14 protein-coding genes and 1 pseudogene are annotated in these 14,085 nt (G+C 62.4%); 8 read left to right on the forward strand and 7 right to left on the reverse strand.

What is annotated here, in order from left to right:
* Positions 1-6: 6 nt before the first annotated feature.
* Complete coding sequence (locus tag ACS5PJ_RS19805; protein ID WP_439436578.1) at positions 7-378, reverse strand: hypothetical protein; 372 nt, start codon at positions 376-378, stop codon at positions 7-9.
* A gap of 884 nt (positions 379-1,262) precedes the next feature.
* Positions 1,263-1,925, reverse strand: a complete 663-nt coding sequence (locus ACS5PJ_RS19810; protein ID WP_439436579.1) for a DUF6766 family protein — start codon at positions 1,923-1,925, stop codon at positions 1,263-1,265.
* 224 nt (positions 1,926-2,149) lie between these two features.
* Between ACS5PJ_RS19810 and ACS5PJ_RS19815 the strand changes: the two genes are divergently transcribed.
* Entirely contained in the window at positions 2,150-2,509 is a 360-nt protein-coding gene (locus tag ACS5PJ_RS19815) for a hypothetical protein (RefSeq protein ID WP_439436580.1), read from the forward strand.
* A gap of 66 nt (positions 2,510-2,575) precedes the next feature.
* On the opposite strand, the gene ACS5PJ_RS19820 is transcribed toward ACS5PJ_RS19815, so the two are convergent.
* Positions 2,576-2,965, reverse strand: coding sequence for a VOC family protein (locus tag ACS5PJ_RS19820; protein WP_439436581.1), 390 nt, complete (start codon positions 2,963-2,965; stop codon positions 2,576-2,578).
* 87 nt (positions 2,966-3,052) lie between these two features.
* On the reverse strand, positions 3,053-3,478 hold the full coding sequence (locus tag ACS5PJ_RS19825) for a nuclear transport factor 2 family protein (protein ID WP_439436582.1): 426 nt from the start codon (positions 3,476-3,478) through the stop codon (positions 3,053-3,055).
* A 594-nt stretch (positions 3,479-4,072) separates the two neighbouring features.
* Between ACS5PJ_RS19825 and ACS5PJ_RS19830 the strand changes: the two genes are divergently transcribed.
* Together ACS5PJ_RS19830 and ACS5PJ_RS19835 are read left to right on the forward strand one after the other, a co-directional pair.
* On the forward strand, positions 4,073-4,357 hold the full coding sequence (locus ACS5PJ_RS19830) for a PDDEXK nuclease domain-containing protein (protein WP_439436583.1): 285 nt from the start codon (positions 4,073-4,075) through the stop codon (positions 4,355-4,357).
* 880 nt (positions 4,358-5,237) lie between these two features.
* Positions 5,238-5,429 (forward strand): hypothetical protein, encoded by a 192-nt coding sequence (locus tag ACS5PJ_RS19835; RefSeq protein ID WP_439436584.1) that lies wholly within the window; start codon positions 5,238-5,240, stop codon positions 5,427-5,429.
* A gap of 1,710 nt (positions 5,430-7,139) precedes the next feature.
* Here the strand turns inward: ACS5PJ_RS19835 and ACS5PJ_RS19840 are convergent.
* On the reverse strand, positions 7,140-7,631 hold the full coding sequence (locus tag ACS5PJ_RS19840; protein WP_439436585.1) for a hypothetical protein: 492 nt from the start codon (positions 7,629-7,631) through the stop codon (positions 7,140-7,142).
* 1,166 nt (positions 7,632-8,797) lie between these two features.
* Here ACS5PJ_RS19840 and ACS5PJ_RS19845 point away from each other — a divergent pair.
* Positions 8,798-8,944: a lmo0937 family membrane protein gene (locus ACS5PJ_RS19845; protein WP_439436586.1), complete on the forward strand. Its 147-nt coding sequence runs from the start codon at positions 8,798-8,800 to the stop codon at positions 8,942-8,944.
* Between the two features lie 88 nt (positions 8,945-9,032).
* Here the strand turns inward: ACS5PJ_RS19845 and ACS5PJ_RS19850 are convergent.
* Positions 9,033-10,289 (reverse strand): annotated as a pseudogene (locus tag ACS5PJ_RS19850) (IS110 family RNA-guided transposase).
* Between the two features lie 234 nt (positions 10,290-10,523).
* Positions 10,524-11,435, reverse strand: a complete 912-nt coding sequence (locus ACS5PJ_RS19855; RefSeq protein WP_439436587.1) for a hypothetical protein — start codon at positions 11,433-11,435, stop codon at positions 10,524-10,526.
* A 442-nt stretch (positions 11,436-11,877) separates the two neighbouring features.
* Between ACS5PJ_RS19855 and ACS5PJ_RS19860 the strand changes: the two genes are divergently transcribed.
* From ACS5PJ_RS19860 to ACS5PJ_RS19875, 4 genes are all read left to right on the forward strand, one after another.
* Positions 11,878-12,165 (forward strand): hypothetical protein, encoded by a 288-nt coding sequence (locus ACS5PJ_RS19860; RefSeq protein WP_439436588.1) that lies wholly within the window; start codon positions 11,878-11,880, stop codon positions 12,163-12,165.
* Positions 12,166-12,193: 28 nt separating this feature from the next.
* The gene (locus ACS5PJ_RS19865; RefSeq protein WP_439436589.1) at positions 12,194-12,883 is read left to right on the forward strand and encodes a hypothetical protein; all 690 of its coding nucleotides are present in this window, start codon (positions 12,194-12,196) and stop codon (positions 12,881-12,883) included.
* 401 nt (positions 12,884-13,284) lie between these two features.
* Positions 13,285-13,491 (forward strand): ribbon-helix-helix protein, CopG family, encoded by a 207-nt coding sequence (locus ACS5PJ_RS19870; protein ID WP_229666519.1) that lies wholly within the window; start codon positions 13,285-13,287, stop codon positions 13,489-13,491.
* Positions 13,488-13,856: a type II toxin-antitoxin system death-on-curing family toxin gene (locus ACS5PJ_RS19875; protein ID WP_439436590.1), complete on the forward strand. Its 369-nt coding sequence runs from the start codon at positions 13,488-13,490 to the stop codon at positions 13,854-13,856. The genes ACS5PJ_RS19870 and ACS5PJ_RS19875 overlap by 4 nt, the downstream gene beginning before the upstream one ends.
* Positions 13,857-14,085: the final 229 nt, after the last annotated feature.

Consider the following 14,085-nt stretch of genomic DNA (forward strand, 5'->3'; position numbering starts at 1 on the left):
CTGCTCTCAGTGCCGGGGTGCCTCTGCACGGCCCCGTGGGTCTCGCGATCCTGCTCCACCGTCGTCTCGTCGGGCGGTAGCGGATTGGCTGAGTTCATCGGTGAGCTGGTGCAGCGCCATTCGACGGATCAGGGAGCTAAAGGGGCCGACGAGCGAACAGTAGCGGCGGAACTGGCGGCGGCTCTTCTCGTTCGTGATGACGACACGCGTCTCAACCGTCAGGATCGAGGAGCCGGTCCCGTAGGGATCGATCCTCAGGCTTGCGGCGATCTTGGCATAACCCGGCTGGCTGAAGCCGGCGAACTGCTCAGCGGTGGTCGGTGCATCTGCGGAGGCCGCGACCGACTTCCAGGCCCGGCTCACCTGCCCCAGGACCATATCCCTACCCGGGGTCTCACCGAGGAGGATCCAGCCCAGACCGACCATGTCCTGGAGCCGGAACGTACCCCGGGAAACCGCGGCACCCGGTATCCTTCCTTCCGCGTCCCTTCACTGCCCCTGCCAGACGCTGTGGCAGTGCCCGGAGGCCGAGCAGGGCCCGGGTCAGCGGTGCCTGGAAAAGGTCCATCTCGCGGGCCGCCTCGAAGCACTCGGCAGGGGATGCCCGGAAGACGTCTGCCTGCGCGATGGAGGGGTCGTGTCGCGGCAAGAACTGGTCGATGAGCAGCCCAGGGACGACTGCACCCTCAGCGCCCCGTTTGGGCGGTTGCGCCGGTATCGCGCTCATGAGGGGATCCCTTCGTCCGCATATCCGGCATGCACCTGCGCCCGCTCCGGCCCCCATATCTCCGGCGATACTCCCCGTACTGCACCGCCTCCCAAGGCCTCCTGTGCCAGCATCGCTCCCGCGGACAAGGCATCACAGAGTCGAAGGTCCCTCCAAATGACTGGGCCGACTCATGCTCCGGGTCGAAACACAGGAACTATTGCCCCCGGCATCGGCTAGCGCGACGTGCATGCAGCGCATCGATCGTACCGGCGTTAATTAGCTGCGACCTGGAGTTGTCCGGCCCGCGGGCGACCGCTTTTCACAGTTGCGGCGAGCGCCCGGTAAGGGGTCCCCATACGGGCTGCACCAAGCGCCAAATAGCGCCGTGAAAAAGCCGTCATTTATCGCCGAAAGTCACACCCCTTGCTAGTCTGGCTCCACGGTCAGGACATCGCAGGCGGCGGGGCTAAGCCAGTGTGGCTGGTAGCCGGAGATCCCGTTCCTGCATCGCTTTGATTATCTCTGTTGCTGCTGCGATGCCGGTGGTTCCGATTCAGGTCCCGGTTGCATAGTGGGGTTCGGCGACGGGCTTGGATTCCGCCGAACGAATCTCCCGCAGGTACACGGACGCGCCCACGATCACCGCGACGGCGAGGAATTCGCTTTGCCAGTTCTGGAAGGACTCGAACCAGAACTGCGCGGTTCCCAGGTACTCCAGGACCGTGACGGGCTGCTGGCCGTGGGCGAGTTGTTCTTCGCTGTATTCGGCGGCCCCACCCAGTGCGTGCCCGGCCATGGATCCGAGGAACAGGATGAAGAACAGGCCCGAGAGGGAGTGCTCGTATACTTTCAGTACCCAGCCGCCCCGGCGGACCGGCCAGGGTGTGCCGGGGCCCTGCTTCGCCGTCCGGGGGTCCTGGGCCTGTGGCGCATCCTTACCGACCGGTTTGGATTCTGAGGACCCTTTCTGGAAAAGGTAGGCCGTCAGCACGACGTACATCCCCATCTGAAGGAACTCGGATTCCCAGTTCTCAAACGTGGCCTCCGCGAAGGCGCCCGTTCCCAGATACTGGAAGACAGTGACCGCCTCCTGGCCGTGGGCGAGTTGGTCCTCACTGTACGACGCGGCCCCGGACAGGATCATCCCGCCGTAAAAGACCAGAAAAAGCACCACATTCGCTATCAGAAGGCCGTGATTCCTGACCCATCCACGCATCGGTTCCCTTTCTCGAATGTTTAGCGGGGCACCCCCAGCCCCGCTCCGCCGACGAATGCCGCGGACTCCCATCTAACCAACCATCACCCCGCCGGCACGGATAGACAGCACACTTCCCTTCGTGTCCCTGATAGCCGGGCCGGCCACGAGGATTGTGGGGGTTCCCGCGGCGACATAGACTCAGCGGCAACACGTGGCAAGACGATCCACCTCGAACCCAGCGGATGGAGCCCACTTTTGAGCAGCACCGGATGCGGCACCACCCACTGGACTCCGGCGCGATGACGTCGAGGATCTCGCAGGTCTTGAACGATCCACGCGACCCGGAAGAGATTCTCCGCGCTCTCAGCGCCCAGGAACTCCGCAGCCTCACCGATGCCCTCTACAGGACCCTCGATACACCATCACCGGCGCCCGGAACCGAGACCTGGTACGAACTCGCGGTTGAAGAGGCCATCCGCAGGTCCGCGTCCGAGCTGACAGCTTCGGCAGGCGGGGCCCAGGAAACCACAACGATGCGCACAAAGGCGGATCAGGTGTTGCCGACGACTAGGTCCGCCGAGACGCCGGGCTCGCCAGTGTGAATCCGGGCGTTCTGTAGTTCAGCGGTGTTGGACTTCGCGCGCAATCCATGCTTGACGGGGGCCAGGTTAAACGACCTGTTGGTCTGCAGGTGGGTGTTCGGCCACGCAGAACAGATTGCCCTCCGGATCAGCAAGGGTCGTCCACCGCACGTGCGGGACTTCGTCCAGGGCATCCCACTGATAGGTGGCCCCGAGGCTGAGGAGTCGTTGGACCTCGGTCTGTCGGGATCCCCACGGGACGGTCAGGTCCAGGTGGAACGCTTGGTGCCCGGGCCGGGGACCGGTCATGGGTTGGAAGAACATTGCGAACCCTCCGGGGCCGGCAGGTGGCAGGTAGACGCTGTCAGCGGCGGGTGAGGGCAAGGCGCCGGTCACGGACGCCCAAAATTCAGCAAGCATGGCTGGATCCTGGGACTCCAGATTGATCGCACCCAGGGTGATCTGATGAGTCGTCATGGCCGCAACGCTAGCAGGACCCTCATGACGCTCCGTTGGTTGCAGGTCGGTAGTGGTGAGTGCGTCTGAAGGCCGGAGAATGTCGGTTTACGGTGTCTTGCCTGGGGTGTCGGGTCGCTGACCTGACAAACCCTCTACCGCCTGGTCGATGCTGATGGCTTCTCGCTCGACGTCCTCCAGGTAGAGCCGGCCGGCAGTGATTTTGCCGTTCGTCATGTCAAAGAGCGTCACTCCACGGACCTGAAAATCCCGGCCGTCGGCGCGGGTCCCTGACCAGGACCATTCGCTCCATGTCGTGTTGCCGTCATCCACGGAGCGGATCAGCTCCGCGTGGAAGTCGGGAATGCCTGCGAACATGGCCTGCCAGTTGGCGTGCATCTGCGCACGTCCGACAAAGGTCCGGCCAGGATGGGCAGGTTGCTCGCTGCGGTAGTCGTCGTGGAAAAGCGCCGCTGCAGCTTCCAGATCGTGGGTGTTGAGGGCTTCGGCCAGCCTCTCTACAAGTTCACTCATTTACTCGTCCTCTCAGAATCCGTCCAATGTCCACACACGGTTTGTCGGCTGCCGTCGTGCGGTGACGGCGGCGCGGGTCGGTTTACGGACCGGATTACCTCCTCATTCGGTGCGCTCAGGGTTTGTCCGCTACGAGTCTTCGCTGAGAGGATCCCCGGCCATAGGGGCCAAGGGCCTACGTCGGGACAATTCACAGCGACCCGGCACCAAGGCCACGGCATCTCCGCGCATCCGGAACGTCCTAGTAGCCTGCGACCTGTCGTTCGCTCCTGCCCAGCGCCCATTGCGAACTGCGTCGGAGGTACCGGGTTTCCTTTTCTGCATGTGCTCCCGACGGGAACGGGCCGTATATGTGCTCTGCTCCTACCGGTGTCCCTCGATTTGCAGGGGAGCTTTCGCTGGCCCGTGGGCTTCAGGTGCCAGAGGCAGGTCATCGAACTTCCGTCAAGGGTCCGGGGAGAATGTCGAGGGGCCGTTGATGTGATGGTTCCCGTCCGAGTCGCCGACCCAAAGCAGTCACTCATCGGCGGAGGCCGCCGTTTTGGCGTGGCCGCAAGGATCCGCACCGGGGGAGCCCGGCGACACACCAATTCTTTGCGGAGCAAACATGCTGGCAAGCTCAATTTCTACGTCGCCCTCATCGATGATGTGCTCCGCCGTGACCGCCACGACGAAACCATCGGCATCCTGATCTGGGGAACGAAGAATGACCGCAGTGTCCGGTACAGCCTTGGCCGTTCTGCGCCCCCGATGGCCGTCGCAGCCTACACCTATGACAAGCTCCCCGAAGCCGAACAACAAGCCCTCCCCGACGAGGGTTACCTAATGGCTGCCCTGGAATGGGCCGAGCCCGGGCCTGGCAGCGAAGATAATCGTTGATCGCACAGACGTAGCCAGAGCGGGTGGCGGCAATCGTATCAGTGTAGGCCAAGGGCTGTGGCAACGAGAAACGTTCAGCAGCCAGGAGCAGGGCGTGGCCTGCGCTCAGGCAGCGGAGCTGACTTCGCCGTACAGATGCCAGACTGACGAATGACATCGGTCAGTTTTGTGTCGCAGCCAAGCGGCGATCGAAGTGACCTACCTTCCGTTGCGGCCGGTCTGCAGCCCATGTCCAGAGGCGCGCGCAGGAGGGCGTGTCCGCTCCATGTCAACTCTTTAGAAGACACCTTTCGTCGTCCGTAGTGGCCGACCGCATTTTCGAACAGGGCTCAAGGCAGGCAGCCCCACTATCCCGCCGTGAACGCTCTTGCGGCCCCCGGATCATGGACTGTGGGACCAGGAGGACCGCAGCGATCAAAATAGCTGTAACGACCTCGTTGTCGGCCCGGTCTCCAACTGGACATGCACGGCACACCGATGGAGGATATAGGTGATGAATTCCTGCTCGTCTGCCCCCGCCAGAGCCTCCCAGCGGCACTGACCGCCCTGGAACAAGGCCTGGCGGGGGTCTTATGACTGGGGGGTCGCCGGCACTCTGGCACCCGGCTTTTGCTGACCCTCACCCTGAGTTCCCGGCCTACACGCAGGAAACCTATCACCAGCGAAGCAGCGCGGCAGGCAGCTGACACCGCAAATGTTTGGGGCCAAAAGGAACGGAAAGCCGTTTCAGGGCAGCAACTCACTCCGTCCATTGAATCGACCGGCCTGCCCGTTCCTCGCCGGCTAATGGGTCCGGTTCGTGCCCTTCGGGCGCTGCGGCAGCCCGATGTCTAAACTAAAGTGACGTTTTGGGGGTTTCCCAGCCGCGAGCACGTGTGTAGTGAGCGACAACCGCGCCTTCGCCCCGCGTTCCCCTCAGTTCGGTGGCGTACCGCAGAACCGCTGCTTCGCAATCCATTCCGAGAAGAGCCAGGGCGGCTCTACGGAGCGCTTCATCGGTGGTGGTGCCCTCGACCGCGGATTGACCGATGATGTTGTTGGGGGCTATGTATTCGAGGAAGAACGCCATTGAGGAATCATGGCACATCGCGGGGGAGGCAGCACCCGGTGGATCTCACTGGCTCCGGGAGCTTGGCTGCATGATTGTGCTTGCGCAGGGGAGGCTGGTTGCCGGCGAGTACGTCTTGAGAGCTTCCCAGTGAATTCCAAGGTTCAGTGATGCATAATGAATCGAAGCTTCGGTCACCCGCTATGTGACCGGAGCTTCGCCAATTCGATGGTTCATCGGTTGGTCCTTGCCGGAATGACCGATCTGGTGCCTTGCAGCCCGGGCGGGCCGCACCTCGTGGTTGGTCATCATCAAAAACATGCATACCCGAGTTCCCGGGGTGTGCGCTGTCATCCAGCCACTTCCAGGATGTGGGCGGTGTTGAGAGCACTGCTCGACCGCTTGGCCCAGGGCGGTTCCGGACCGGTTCCCGCGGATAAAAACCGGGGCAGTCCCAAGCTCGACACCGACGCCGCCGCGACCGGGCGTACACCCTCGGCGGCGTCCACCCGGGGTGCGGCTGGTCTGGCACTGCTGGCGGCCGCCACGCTCGATGGAGTGCCGAAGAATCTCGCGCTTGGCGTGTCGTTGGGAGAGGGTATCGGCGGCCTGGCGCTGCTCCCCGCGATTTTCGTCTGCAATCGCTGCATCCAGTGCAAGTCAGGCGCAGGCGAGAGGGCAGCGACGCCGTGCGGCCGACGAATGCCGCGAACTCCCATCTAACCAACAAGCAGCGCGCCTGTAACCAACCAGCAGCGCGCCGGCCCGGATAGACAGCACGCTTCCCATCGTGTCCCTGATTGCAGGGCCAGCTCCAAAGATTGTGGCGGTTCCCGCATCGTCCTAGACTCGGCGGCAAAACGTGGTCCACCTTTCCATTCGAACGCGAGGTATGGAAACCACCCTGAGCAACACAGGAGGCGGCACCACCGAATGGGGTCCAGCGCGATGACGTCCAGAATCTCGCAGATCCTGAACGATCCACGCGAGCCGGAAGAGATTCTCCGCGCCCTGAGCGCCGAAGAAGCTCCGCAGCCTCACCGATGCCCTCTACAGAACACTCGATACACCCTCACCGGCGCCCGGTACCGAGACTTGGTATGAACTCGCCGTTGAAGAGGGCAACCGCCGGTCCGCTTCGGACCAGGACGCTACAGACGGTGCGCCCACGAAGTAATCCTCCGCATAAGGGGTTACTGCCGCCCTTACCCGCCTGCCCACCACCCGGGGTTGGGGAGCAGCAGTTCCTGCAGGTTAGCAGCGTCTTCCTCCGCGCCATCGGCCCGAAAGGCAACTGGGTAGGGACAACTACGCTCCCTATCGTGGGAAGCCTCGCTGGCTCCTTCAAACATCCGGTCATGGTGACGGACCATGGAGGGCTGTAGCTCGTGTTCCGCCACATAGGGCCGGGCCTGATCCTATGAGCTAGACAGTGCCGCAACGCAGCGGGGGGACTGGATACGGCGGAGCTGTCGCCGGACCACGCCAATGTCAAAGTTATCGGCAAACCTCACCGGCAAGGATTAGGTGATAGGCCGGGGGCGGAATATCGTCCCCGGCCGTGCAGCGGGAGACGCCGCCAACAAACAGGCGGCATGATTCCCGGGACGGTTCAGATCGGCCGGTCACTCATGAAATTTCATGTGTGCGGAGTGGGCCGTGCATGTCACCGCAAATGAAATACTCCCCGGAGCCTTTTGGCCGCGTGGAGTTTTCGAGAATTGAGCGTGTGCGTTAGTGCTTGCGTCCGCCCAGCACGCCGCTTTCGACTGCCTTGGTCACGGCTTCAGCCTCCGCCTGAGTCAGTTTCCCAGCGGCGACCGCTTTGTCCAGCCTGGTCTTCATCGCTGCGGCGCGATCTGTGGCCTTGTGAGTGGAGCGCAGTTCATCGATGGCCGCGGTGACCTTCGCTTCGTCGATGCCGAGTGAGGCGGCCAGGGACTTGGCTACCGCAGCTTCTTTGGCCAAGTGGTCCGCTTTGTTGGCGTCCCGGAGGGCCTTTAGCGCTTCGGTCACCTTCGCTTCGTCGACACCGAGTTTGGCGGCGAGGGTAGCAGCCATCTGGCCGCCGGGTTTGCCATGGCCGTCTTTCACGTCGTGGGTGCCGGTCACCGTACCGGGCGTTGGGGTAGTGGTTGCCGAGGCCATGGCCGCGGCTCCCAGGCCGAGGCTCAGTGCCAATGCTGAGGCAGAGGCTGCCAGAATGATGTTTTTCCTGCGTGACAACGTGTCGTCTCCTCGATTGGCCGTGAACGATTGTGGTGCGCCGGCTGAGTGCTCCGGATTCCCATCCCTATGGGCATTAAAGACCTGGTGGCTGGGAATGACCTGTGAATGCGAGAGAAAGCAACCCGCGAGGCTCAGGGACTCACCACGGTATCCGCAGTGCGTCACCTCGCGGGTGTGAAGGTCCAGCGCGGGCCTCTCCGCGTCAGTCATGGGGCGCACGTGACGACGTGGCCGGCGCTACTGCCCTGCCGCGATCCGGGCTGCGTCGCGGCTGTCGTGCCTTTCCACGTACTTGGCGCCGTTGGGCATCTGGAGGTCAGCGAGGGACCGCGCATGGGCGCACGCGTCCTCCAGTGTGAACCGGCAGCGGGCAAGGAAGGCGTCGTGACGGTCAGAGGATGAGGGCTCCCAGTCCCAGTTAGCCTCAGTTAGCGGTGCCCGGGTGTGTTTTTCGACGCTGACGTGCTTGCATGGGGCGATTCAAAGTGGTGCACCTCTGGTACCGATTTGGCACCCTTAGGGGAGTCAGTGCCAACGCGCATGCATGGCCGGGGACTGGATGCCTACTCGACGAGCTTGGCCACCGCTCGCCCAGAGAAGGAATTTGTGCGTACCTAAGTCCTTGACGCTCTTGATTCCGGTGCGGATTGGAGCTTTTCCGAGTCGCGTCCGAGAGGCGATGGAGTGCGTCGGCGGGTGCTCTTGCCAAATCTTCTACGTTCTTGCCTTCGTAGGCATTGTCGGACTTCGAAGCCAAACCTGCCATGATTAGTCCTCTGTTTCATGGGGGGCCGACGGCATGCCTGCCGCAGCCGTCAGAGTCAGTGCCACGGGCACTGCGCAATGAGCGGTTGAGCCTGCTCGTCCTGGCGGCCGGATGGTTGGGCGGCATGGTTGCGCTGGCCGGAGCTTACGCCGTGACAGAGTTTGCACGGCGCCGACGATGACGTCTTCAGTGCCGACCATGGGAGGCCGCCCGTCCTCCCGGAAATCTCGCGCCGTCACCTCCCCGTGGCCTTAGCGAACTCCCCGGGCAGTACAACTGGGCCTGGTGGCGAAATTTGACAGTACGCTTAGTATTTCTTGTGGGGCGTTCCGTTGGGAGGGGATCGCTTCTTCTTGGATCAGAAATTTCCATCTGCAGACAAACAAAGGAGAAAATTATGTTGCTTTGGATAGCCATCATTCTCGCTGTTCTTTGGCTTCTGGGCCTGCTTGGCAGCATCGGCGGCGGGTTCATTCACCTGCTCTTGGTTGTTGCCGTCGTCGTCCTGATCTTCCACTTCATCCGTGGTAGGTCCCGCGTTTAGCACGACACCGGCTTCCCGGCCCGTTGCGGATTCCAGTTTCTGGGACATTGGGTCCTCATGAATTGGGGGGGTGCCTCTATGGTTTTCGTCAAGCGGCTGAGGGTGTTCGTGGTTCGTAGAAGGTGCCGTCTCTGAGCATGGCGAAGAGCGTGTCGCAGCGGCGGCGGGCGAGGGCGATGAGGGCTTGGTTGTGTCGTTTGCCTTGGGCACGTTTCCGGTCGTAGTAGGCCCTCGACAAAGGATCTTTCAACGCAGCGAAGGCTGAGAGGAACAGGGCTCTCTTGAGGATCTTGTTTCCTTTCCGCGATGGGTGGTCGCCGCGGATGGACGTCCCGGATCGCCAGGTCACCGGTGCCAGGCCCGCGTAGGAGACCTGCGGAGGCGAAGTCTTTGCCGACTATCTCGGTGAGGATCCGTGCTGCGGTCCTGACGCCGACCGCCGGGAGTGACGTCAGGACCGGGTGAAGAGGGTGGGCCTCCACGAGGGCTTCAACCTGGGTGAAAACGGTGTCGCGTGATTCGCGGATGTCCGCGAGCATCCGGGCGAGCTGCGGCAGCACGATCGTCGCAGCATTCGTTCCGACCACGGTCACTGTTTGCTGGTCCAAGGCGGCGATGATCTCGCCGGCGAGGCGTTCACCCATCCGGGGTGCGAGCTTCTTGAGCCGGTTCCAGATCCTGCGCAGGCCGGCATGGCGGAGGGCTTCGGGGGTCGGCCGGGTCCTCAGTAGATCCAGCACGGCCGGGTGGTCCAGACGCGGGCCAAGGACACGCTCCGATGCCGGGTGGATCTGGGTCAGCAGGCCACGGATCCGGTTCGACGTCGCGGTGGCCTGTTTGGCCAGGTCATCATCGAAACCGCAGAGCATGGTCAGTTCCGCGAGCTGTTCGTCGGCGATCTGGATGGAGCGCAGGGTGTGGGGCATGGTCCGGGCCGCTTCGGCGATGATGAACGAGTCCCGGGCGTCGGTTTTCGCCTCGCCGGGGTGCAGGTCCGCGATCCGGCGCATGGCCAGGCCGGGCAGGTATCCGACGGTGACACCGGCGGCCTGGGCAACCGCGACCGGTAACGCACCGATCGTCGCGGGCTGGTCAACGACGAGCAGGATGCTGCCGTGCTTGTTCAAAGAGTCAAGGATCTCGCGCAGCCTGACCTCGTCGTTGGGCAAGGCCTTGTCGAAGAGCTTCTTCCTGGCCCGGTCCACGGCAACGGCGTGGTGCTCGCCCTTGCCGACGTCCAGGCCGATAAAGACATTAATGCTTTGGTGGTTTCCGATCACCTGTACCTCCCAGTCGCAGCAGTTGATACTTGTGCTGGACTGTCCGCGGTGTCAGAGCCCGGCATCCACGTTAGGCACGACGATCCCACACTGTCCTGCCTCTATTAGCGGTCTCTCCGGCATCTACTGGACCCCGGTGACAACACCCCCGGATCATTGACGACTGGGGGCGGCAATCATGCCGGGGCCAGCAGGCCAGCACACCCTCATCCTGCAACAGAACTCGGGCTACGAAAAAGGTAACGGGATGCACATGGTCCGTCGATGGATGAATGCGACGGGGGCTGGCTGAGCTTGTACTACTGGCCTTTGTGGATGACTACATAGTTGGATGCCGGCAGCCTGAGCGTGGTGTCATCCGTGCAGTCAAACAGAACGTACTTGCTCGAGTCACCGCCGAGCAGCAGGAGGCTTCTTTCTTCAAACCGGGGGTTGAGCGTTGTGCTGTCGAGCAGTTCAACCTTGGTGCCGCCGTAGCTCATACCCGCGATGCTGTCCGCGGTTCCGCAGTCTTTGACTATGCGTGCCTGATGGTCCGCGAGCAGGGGCAGTATGAACGCCATGATGGCAAAGGACCAGAGCAGGAACAGTGCGAGAAGCTGGTATCGCTTCTCGTTGGCCTCGTAGATGAAGCCGAGTAGAGGGCGGCTAATGATCGTGGAGACGCCGTGATAGAGCCCCCGGCTCTCCTTGGTTTCCTTCTTGTCCAGGACACCCTTTCGGTCCAGCTCACGAAGCCGTGTCTGGCGCCTCAATGCGCCCGCCATCAGTTTGCGGCCGAATAAGCGCAAGGTATTGGCGGCATGTGCCGCCGCCAGATACTCGTTGAACTCCGCATCGGTCATCTGTGCGAGAACCTCGCGGCCGCCCCCGTTCCATTTACGGTAGCTGGTTCCGATGGTGAGAAAAGCGGTGGGGAAGGCGCCGAAGATCAGGTTGAAGGTAAGACCGCTGGCGGCCGCTGCGACGAGGGCAACGAGTACTGAAGACTGGGCGAGGAGCTGGGCGTATCCCAGGCCAACTTCCTCAGGGGAGGTTCCGAGCTGCTCGTAAAAGATGGCGAATGGAATGCGCAGGAAAACATAAAGTGCCACCCCGGCTGCGCCGAGCCAGGCCACATCCACACGCAGGGTTCGTCGTTTGTCCTGCGGTGCGGTGCCTGCCTGCCTATCCGTGTTCCCTTGGTCGCTATCAGCTGACCTCGACGTCATCCCTGCAGTATGCACTGCCACAGGCCTGAGTTCGAGAGCGACTCACTGCTCAACGAAAGCCAGACCTCGAATGGCTGAGGAAACAGTATTCGACGCGCAGCCGGGGTGGGAGTTTGGTGCGGCCGCCGTTACCGACGGCGCCGCCGAGCGGGCGTGGTGTCCAGGTCGAAGCCCGGCATTCCGGCGGTCACCTGGGACAGTCATTCAGACCACCTGACGGGCACTGCGGCTATCGCCGGCCACACCGCACCGCCTAACGGCGGCGCGTGGGGACGGGGCGGGGCGCTATCGGCGCTCCGGCCAGGGGTGCGTCATGCTACCCATGTGTGAGGAGGCGGTAGACCTGGTTACCGTCCCTGAAGGTTTGGCCGCCGCCGCGATCCCGAATAACACGACGGAGCCGGGCAACGAGGCCCGCGCCACGATCAATGGGGGAGCAACGATGACCACCGGAACCAAGCACCAACGCCTAACCGAAATTTCCATGGCCACCGAGGGTGACGACGAGCGGCGCTCCTACGCACCCTGCCGCTGCACCATCGGTAACGACCATGACTCCTCAGAGGTCATGCTCAGCCAGTTTGACCCCCATGAGAATGAGGACGACGAGGAAGGCGAGCCGCTCGACGTCTACCAGGCGGCAGACATCTGGCGCTCAAACGGCGAGGATGAGGACTACATGTTCGGGTACTGCGAGGACGAACTCCGCCGGGCCGCGGACGAAGACTAACTGGACAGCCTGACCCGGACTAGATCCGATGGCACCGGAGATAGGCCCTGAGACGATGCTCGCCGAATGGCTCTTCGTCGAGACGGTCGCCGATGTGCGACGACGAAGCCAGGATCCGGGCGCGCGGGGCCGCTACGAGCTGCTCGGGATCGCGCCGCTTCTGCGCAAGCTCCTCATCGACGCCCGTCCTCTCCTCAACACTGTTCGGGCCGCTCGCCCAGATGTATCAACAGACTTCCGCATCAGGCAGTGGAGCGCTCCTGACGACCGTCACTACGACGCGGATCTGCCGTATCTTCTCCGGCTCGGCGGACCGGAGCTCGTCGGCGGGCCAGCGGACCCCGTGCTGCCCAAGCTGAAGCACTTTATCGGCGCGAGAGTAGGGCTGGCCCAAGGGCGGCCCCTGTCCGTTCGCGAGGTGGTGAAGTACTACGCCAACGTGGAAGGCGGAGTCCACTTCGGCGTGCCCGAGGAAGACGCCCAGCGCGTCCTGAGCCAGATGGCTCCCTTGCTCCTTGGGCGGTCGACGGCGCAGATCGAGATTCTTGCCCACCTCGGCACGATCGTGGTGGACGCGCACGCCGCTGTGCGAATCGATTCTCGCCTCGCCCCTTATAGACACGCGCATGCACCGGCGCAACGATCGGAGCTTCTTCGACGGCTACTGGACCGCGGACCACTACGAGAACTCCAGCCAACGCGGCGCCAAGGGTATTAGTTGATGTTGGCTCAGTCTTCGTCGCGTCAGACTGTTTGTCGGCGACAGGGACAATGGTGCCGTGAGCGATTCCAACTTTTTCGAGGCAACGTCTGACCTTCACGGTCGCTTATTTTCTACGGAATCTTGTACGCGCGATGGCAAGGGCGATTCTCGTCACTGTGTCTCATAACTTTGTAGCCAAAATCTATTACTCATCCTTGGTTATGAGACAGGTGAGCGGGCGTCGGCTCGAGGGGATTAGAGCGAAGCCGGAAGTAAACACACTTCTGGGTTCAGCAGCGTAGCGTCTTGAATAACAGCAGAGCTTCCAAGACACCGAGACCCTGGGGTGAGTCTGGTCCAATTAGCGAGGCGTGCAGCCCAGTCAAGGGCGGGTACCGGTTTGGTACCATGAAGGCATGGCTATGAATCTCCGTGTCCCTGAAGACCTCGATCGGCGGCTGGAGAAGTTGGCTGCCGAGGAACATACGTCCAAGTCCGCGCTTCTGTTGCAGGGCGCAGAGTTGGTTCTGCAGCGCCACGCGCGCCGGCGTGAAATCAGCGCAGGTCTTGATTTTGTTATGAGTCATGACGCTGATCTGCTGAAGCGCCTTGAAGACGCGTGACAGCTTACCTGGACATTGAGGATGCACTTCAGGTAGTTGATCGGTACGGCTTCCATATCCGTGATGTTGGGTTGTTGGCCTCGGCATTGGCCAGGCCGGCTACGACTGTCATGGGCGCGGAAGCCTATCCGGAACTCGCGGTGAAGGCGGCAGCCTTGTTGGAGTCGGTCGCCCGGTTCCATCCACTCATTGATGGCAACAAACGGACGGCGTGGACGCTCATGGTGCTGCTGCTGTGGATCAACGGTTACGGGCATGACTTCACCACGGATGAAGGCTTCGACCTCGTCGTCGGAGTCGCCGCGGGCACTATCGACCTGCCGAACGCTGCCGCCGAGATTTCCAGGCATCTGGTGCCACGGTAGTCCTCCAGCGCCCCGAAAGGGGGTGTGGACAATGTCCACACTTTTCGTCTCGTACTGGGCCTAACAGCCTTCGGACTGGCTAGGATTCCGCATGTTTTCGGGACTTCCCAGTGATGCTCCTATGGTTGTCAATTCATTTCTTGAGTCGCTTGCTCCTCGAGCCATGTCCGGTAGCTTGTTGCGAGTTCGTCGTTGCGGATGATGCCTCGTTCGACGCGGGAGATAATGG

Origin of the sequence: Pseudarthrobacter cremeus, assembly GCF_051857465.1 — a bacterium.
Taxonomy (GTDB): domain Bacteria; phylum Actinomycetota; class Actinomycetes; order Actinomycetales; family Micrococcaceae; genus Arthrobacter.

Excerpts from the sequence above, each read along its gene's own strand:
- ACS5PJ_RS19805 (WP_439436578.1), bottom strand. The coding sequence starts at position 378 with ATGGTCCTGGGGCAGGTGAGCCGGGCCTGGAAGTCGGTCGCGGCCTCC.
- ACS5PJ_RS19810 (WP_439436579.1), bottom strand. The coding sequence starts at position 1,925 with ATGCGTGGATGGGTCAGGAATCACGGCCTTCTGATAGCGAATGTGGTG.
- ACS5PJ_RS19865 (WP_439436589.1), top strand. The coding sequence starts at position 12,194 with ATGGCACCGGAGATAGGCCCTGAGACGATGCTCGCCGAATGGCTCTTC.
- ACS5PJ_RS19820 (WP_439436581.1), bottom strand. The coding sequence starts at position 2,965 with ATGACGACTCATCAGATCACCCTGGGTGCGATCAATCTGGAGTCCCAG.
- ACS5PJ_RS19870 (WP_229666519.1), top strand. The coding sequence starts at position 13,285 with ATGGCTATGAATCTCCGTGTCCCTGAAGACCTCGATCGGCGGCTGGAG.
- ACS5PJ_RS19860 (WP_439436588.1), top strand. The coding sequence starts at position 11,878 with ATGACCACCGGAACCAAGCACCAACGCCTAACCGAAATTTCCATGGCC.
- ACS5PJ_RS19815 (WP_439436580.1), top strand. The coding sequence starts at position 2,150 with ATGGAGCCCACTTTTGAGCAGCACCGGATGCGGCACCACCCACTGGAC.
- ACS5PJ_RS19845 (WP_439436586.1), top strand. The coding sequence starts at position 8,798 with ATGTTGCTTTGGATAGCCATCATTCTCGCTGTTCTTTGGCTTCTGGGC.
- ACS5PJ_RS19855 (WP_439436587.1), bottom strand. The coding sequence starts at position 11,435 with ATGACGTCGAGGTCAGCTGATAGCGACCAAGGGAACACGGATAGGCAG.
- ACS5PJ_RS19825 (WP_439436582.1), bottom strand. The coding sequence starts at position 3,478 with ATGAGTGAACTTGTAGAGAGGCTGGCCGAAGCCCTCAACACCCACGAT.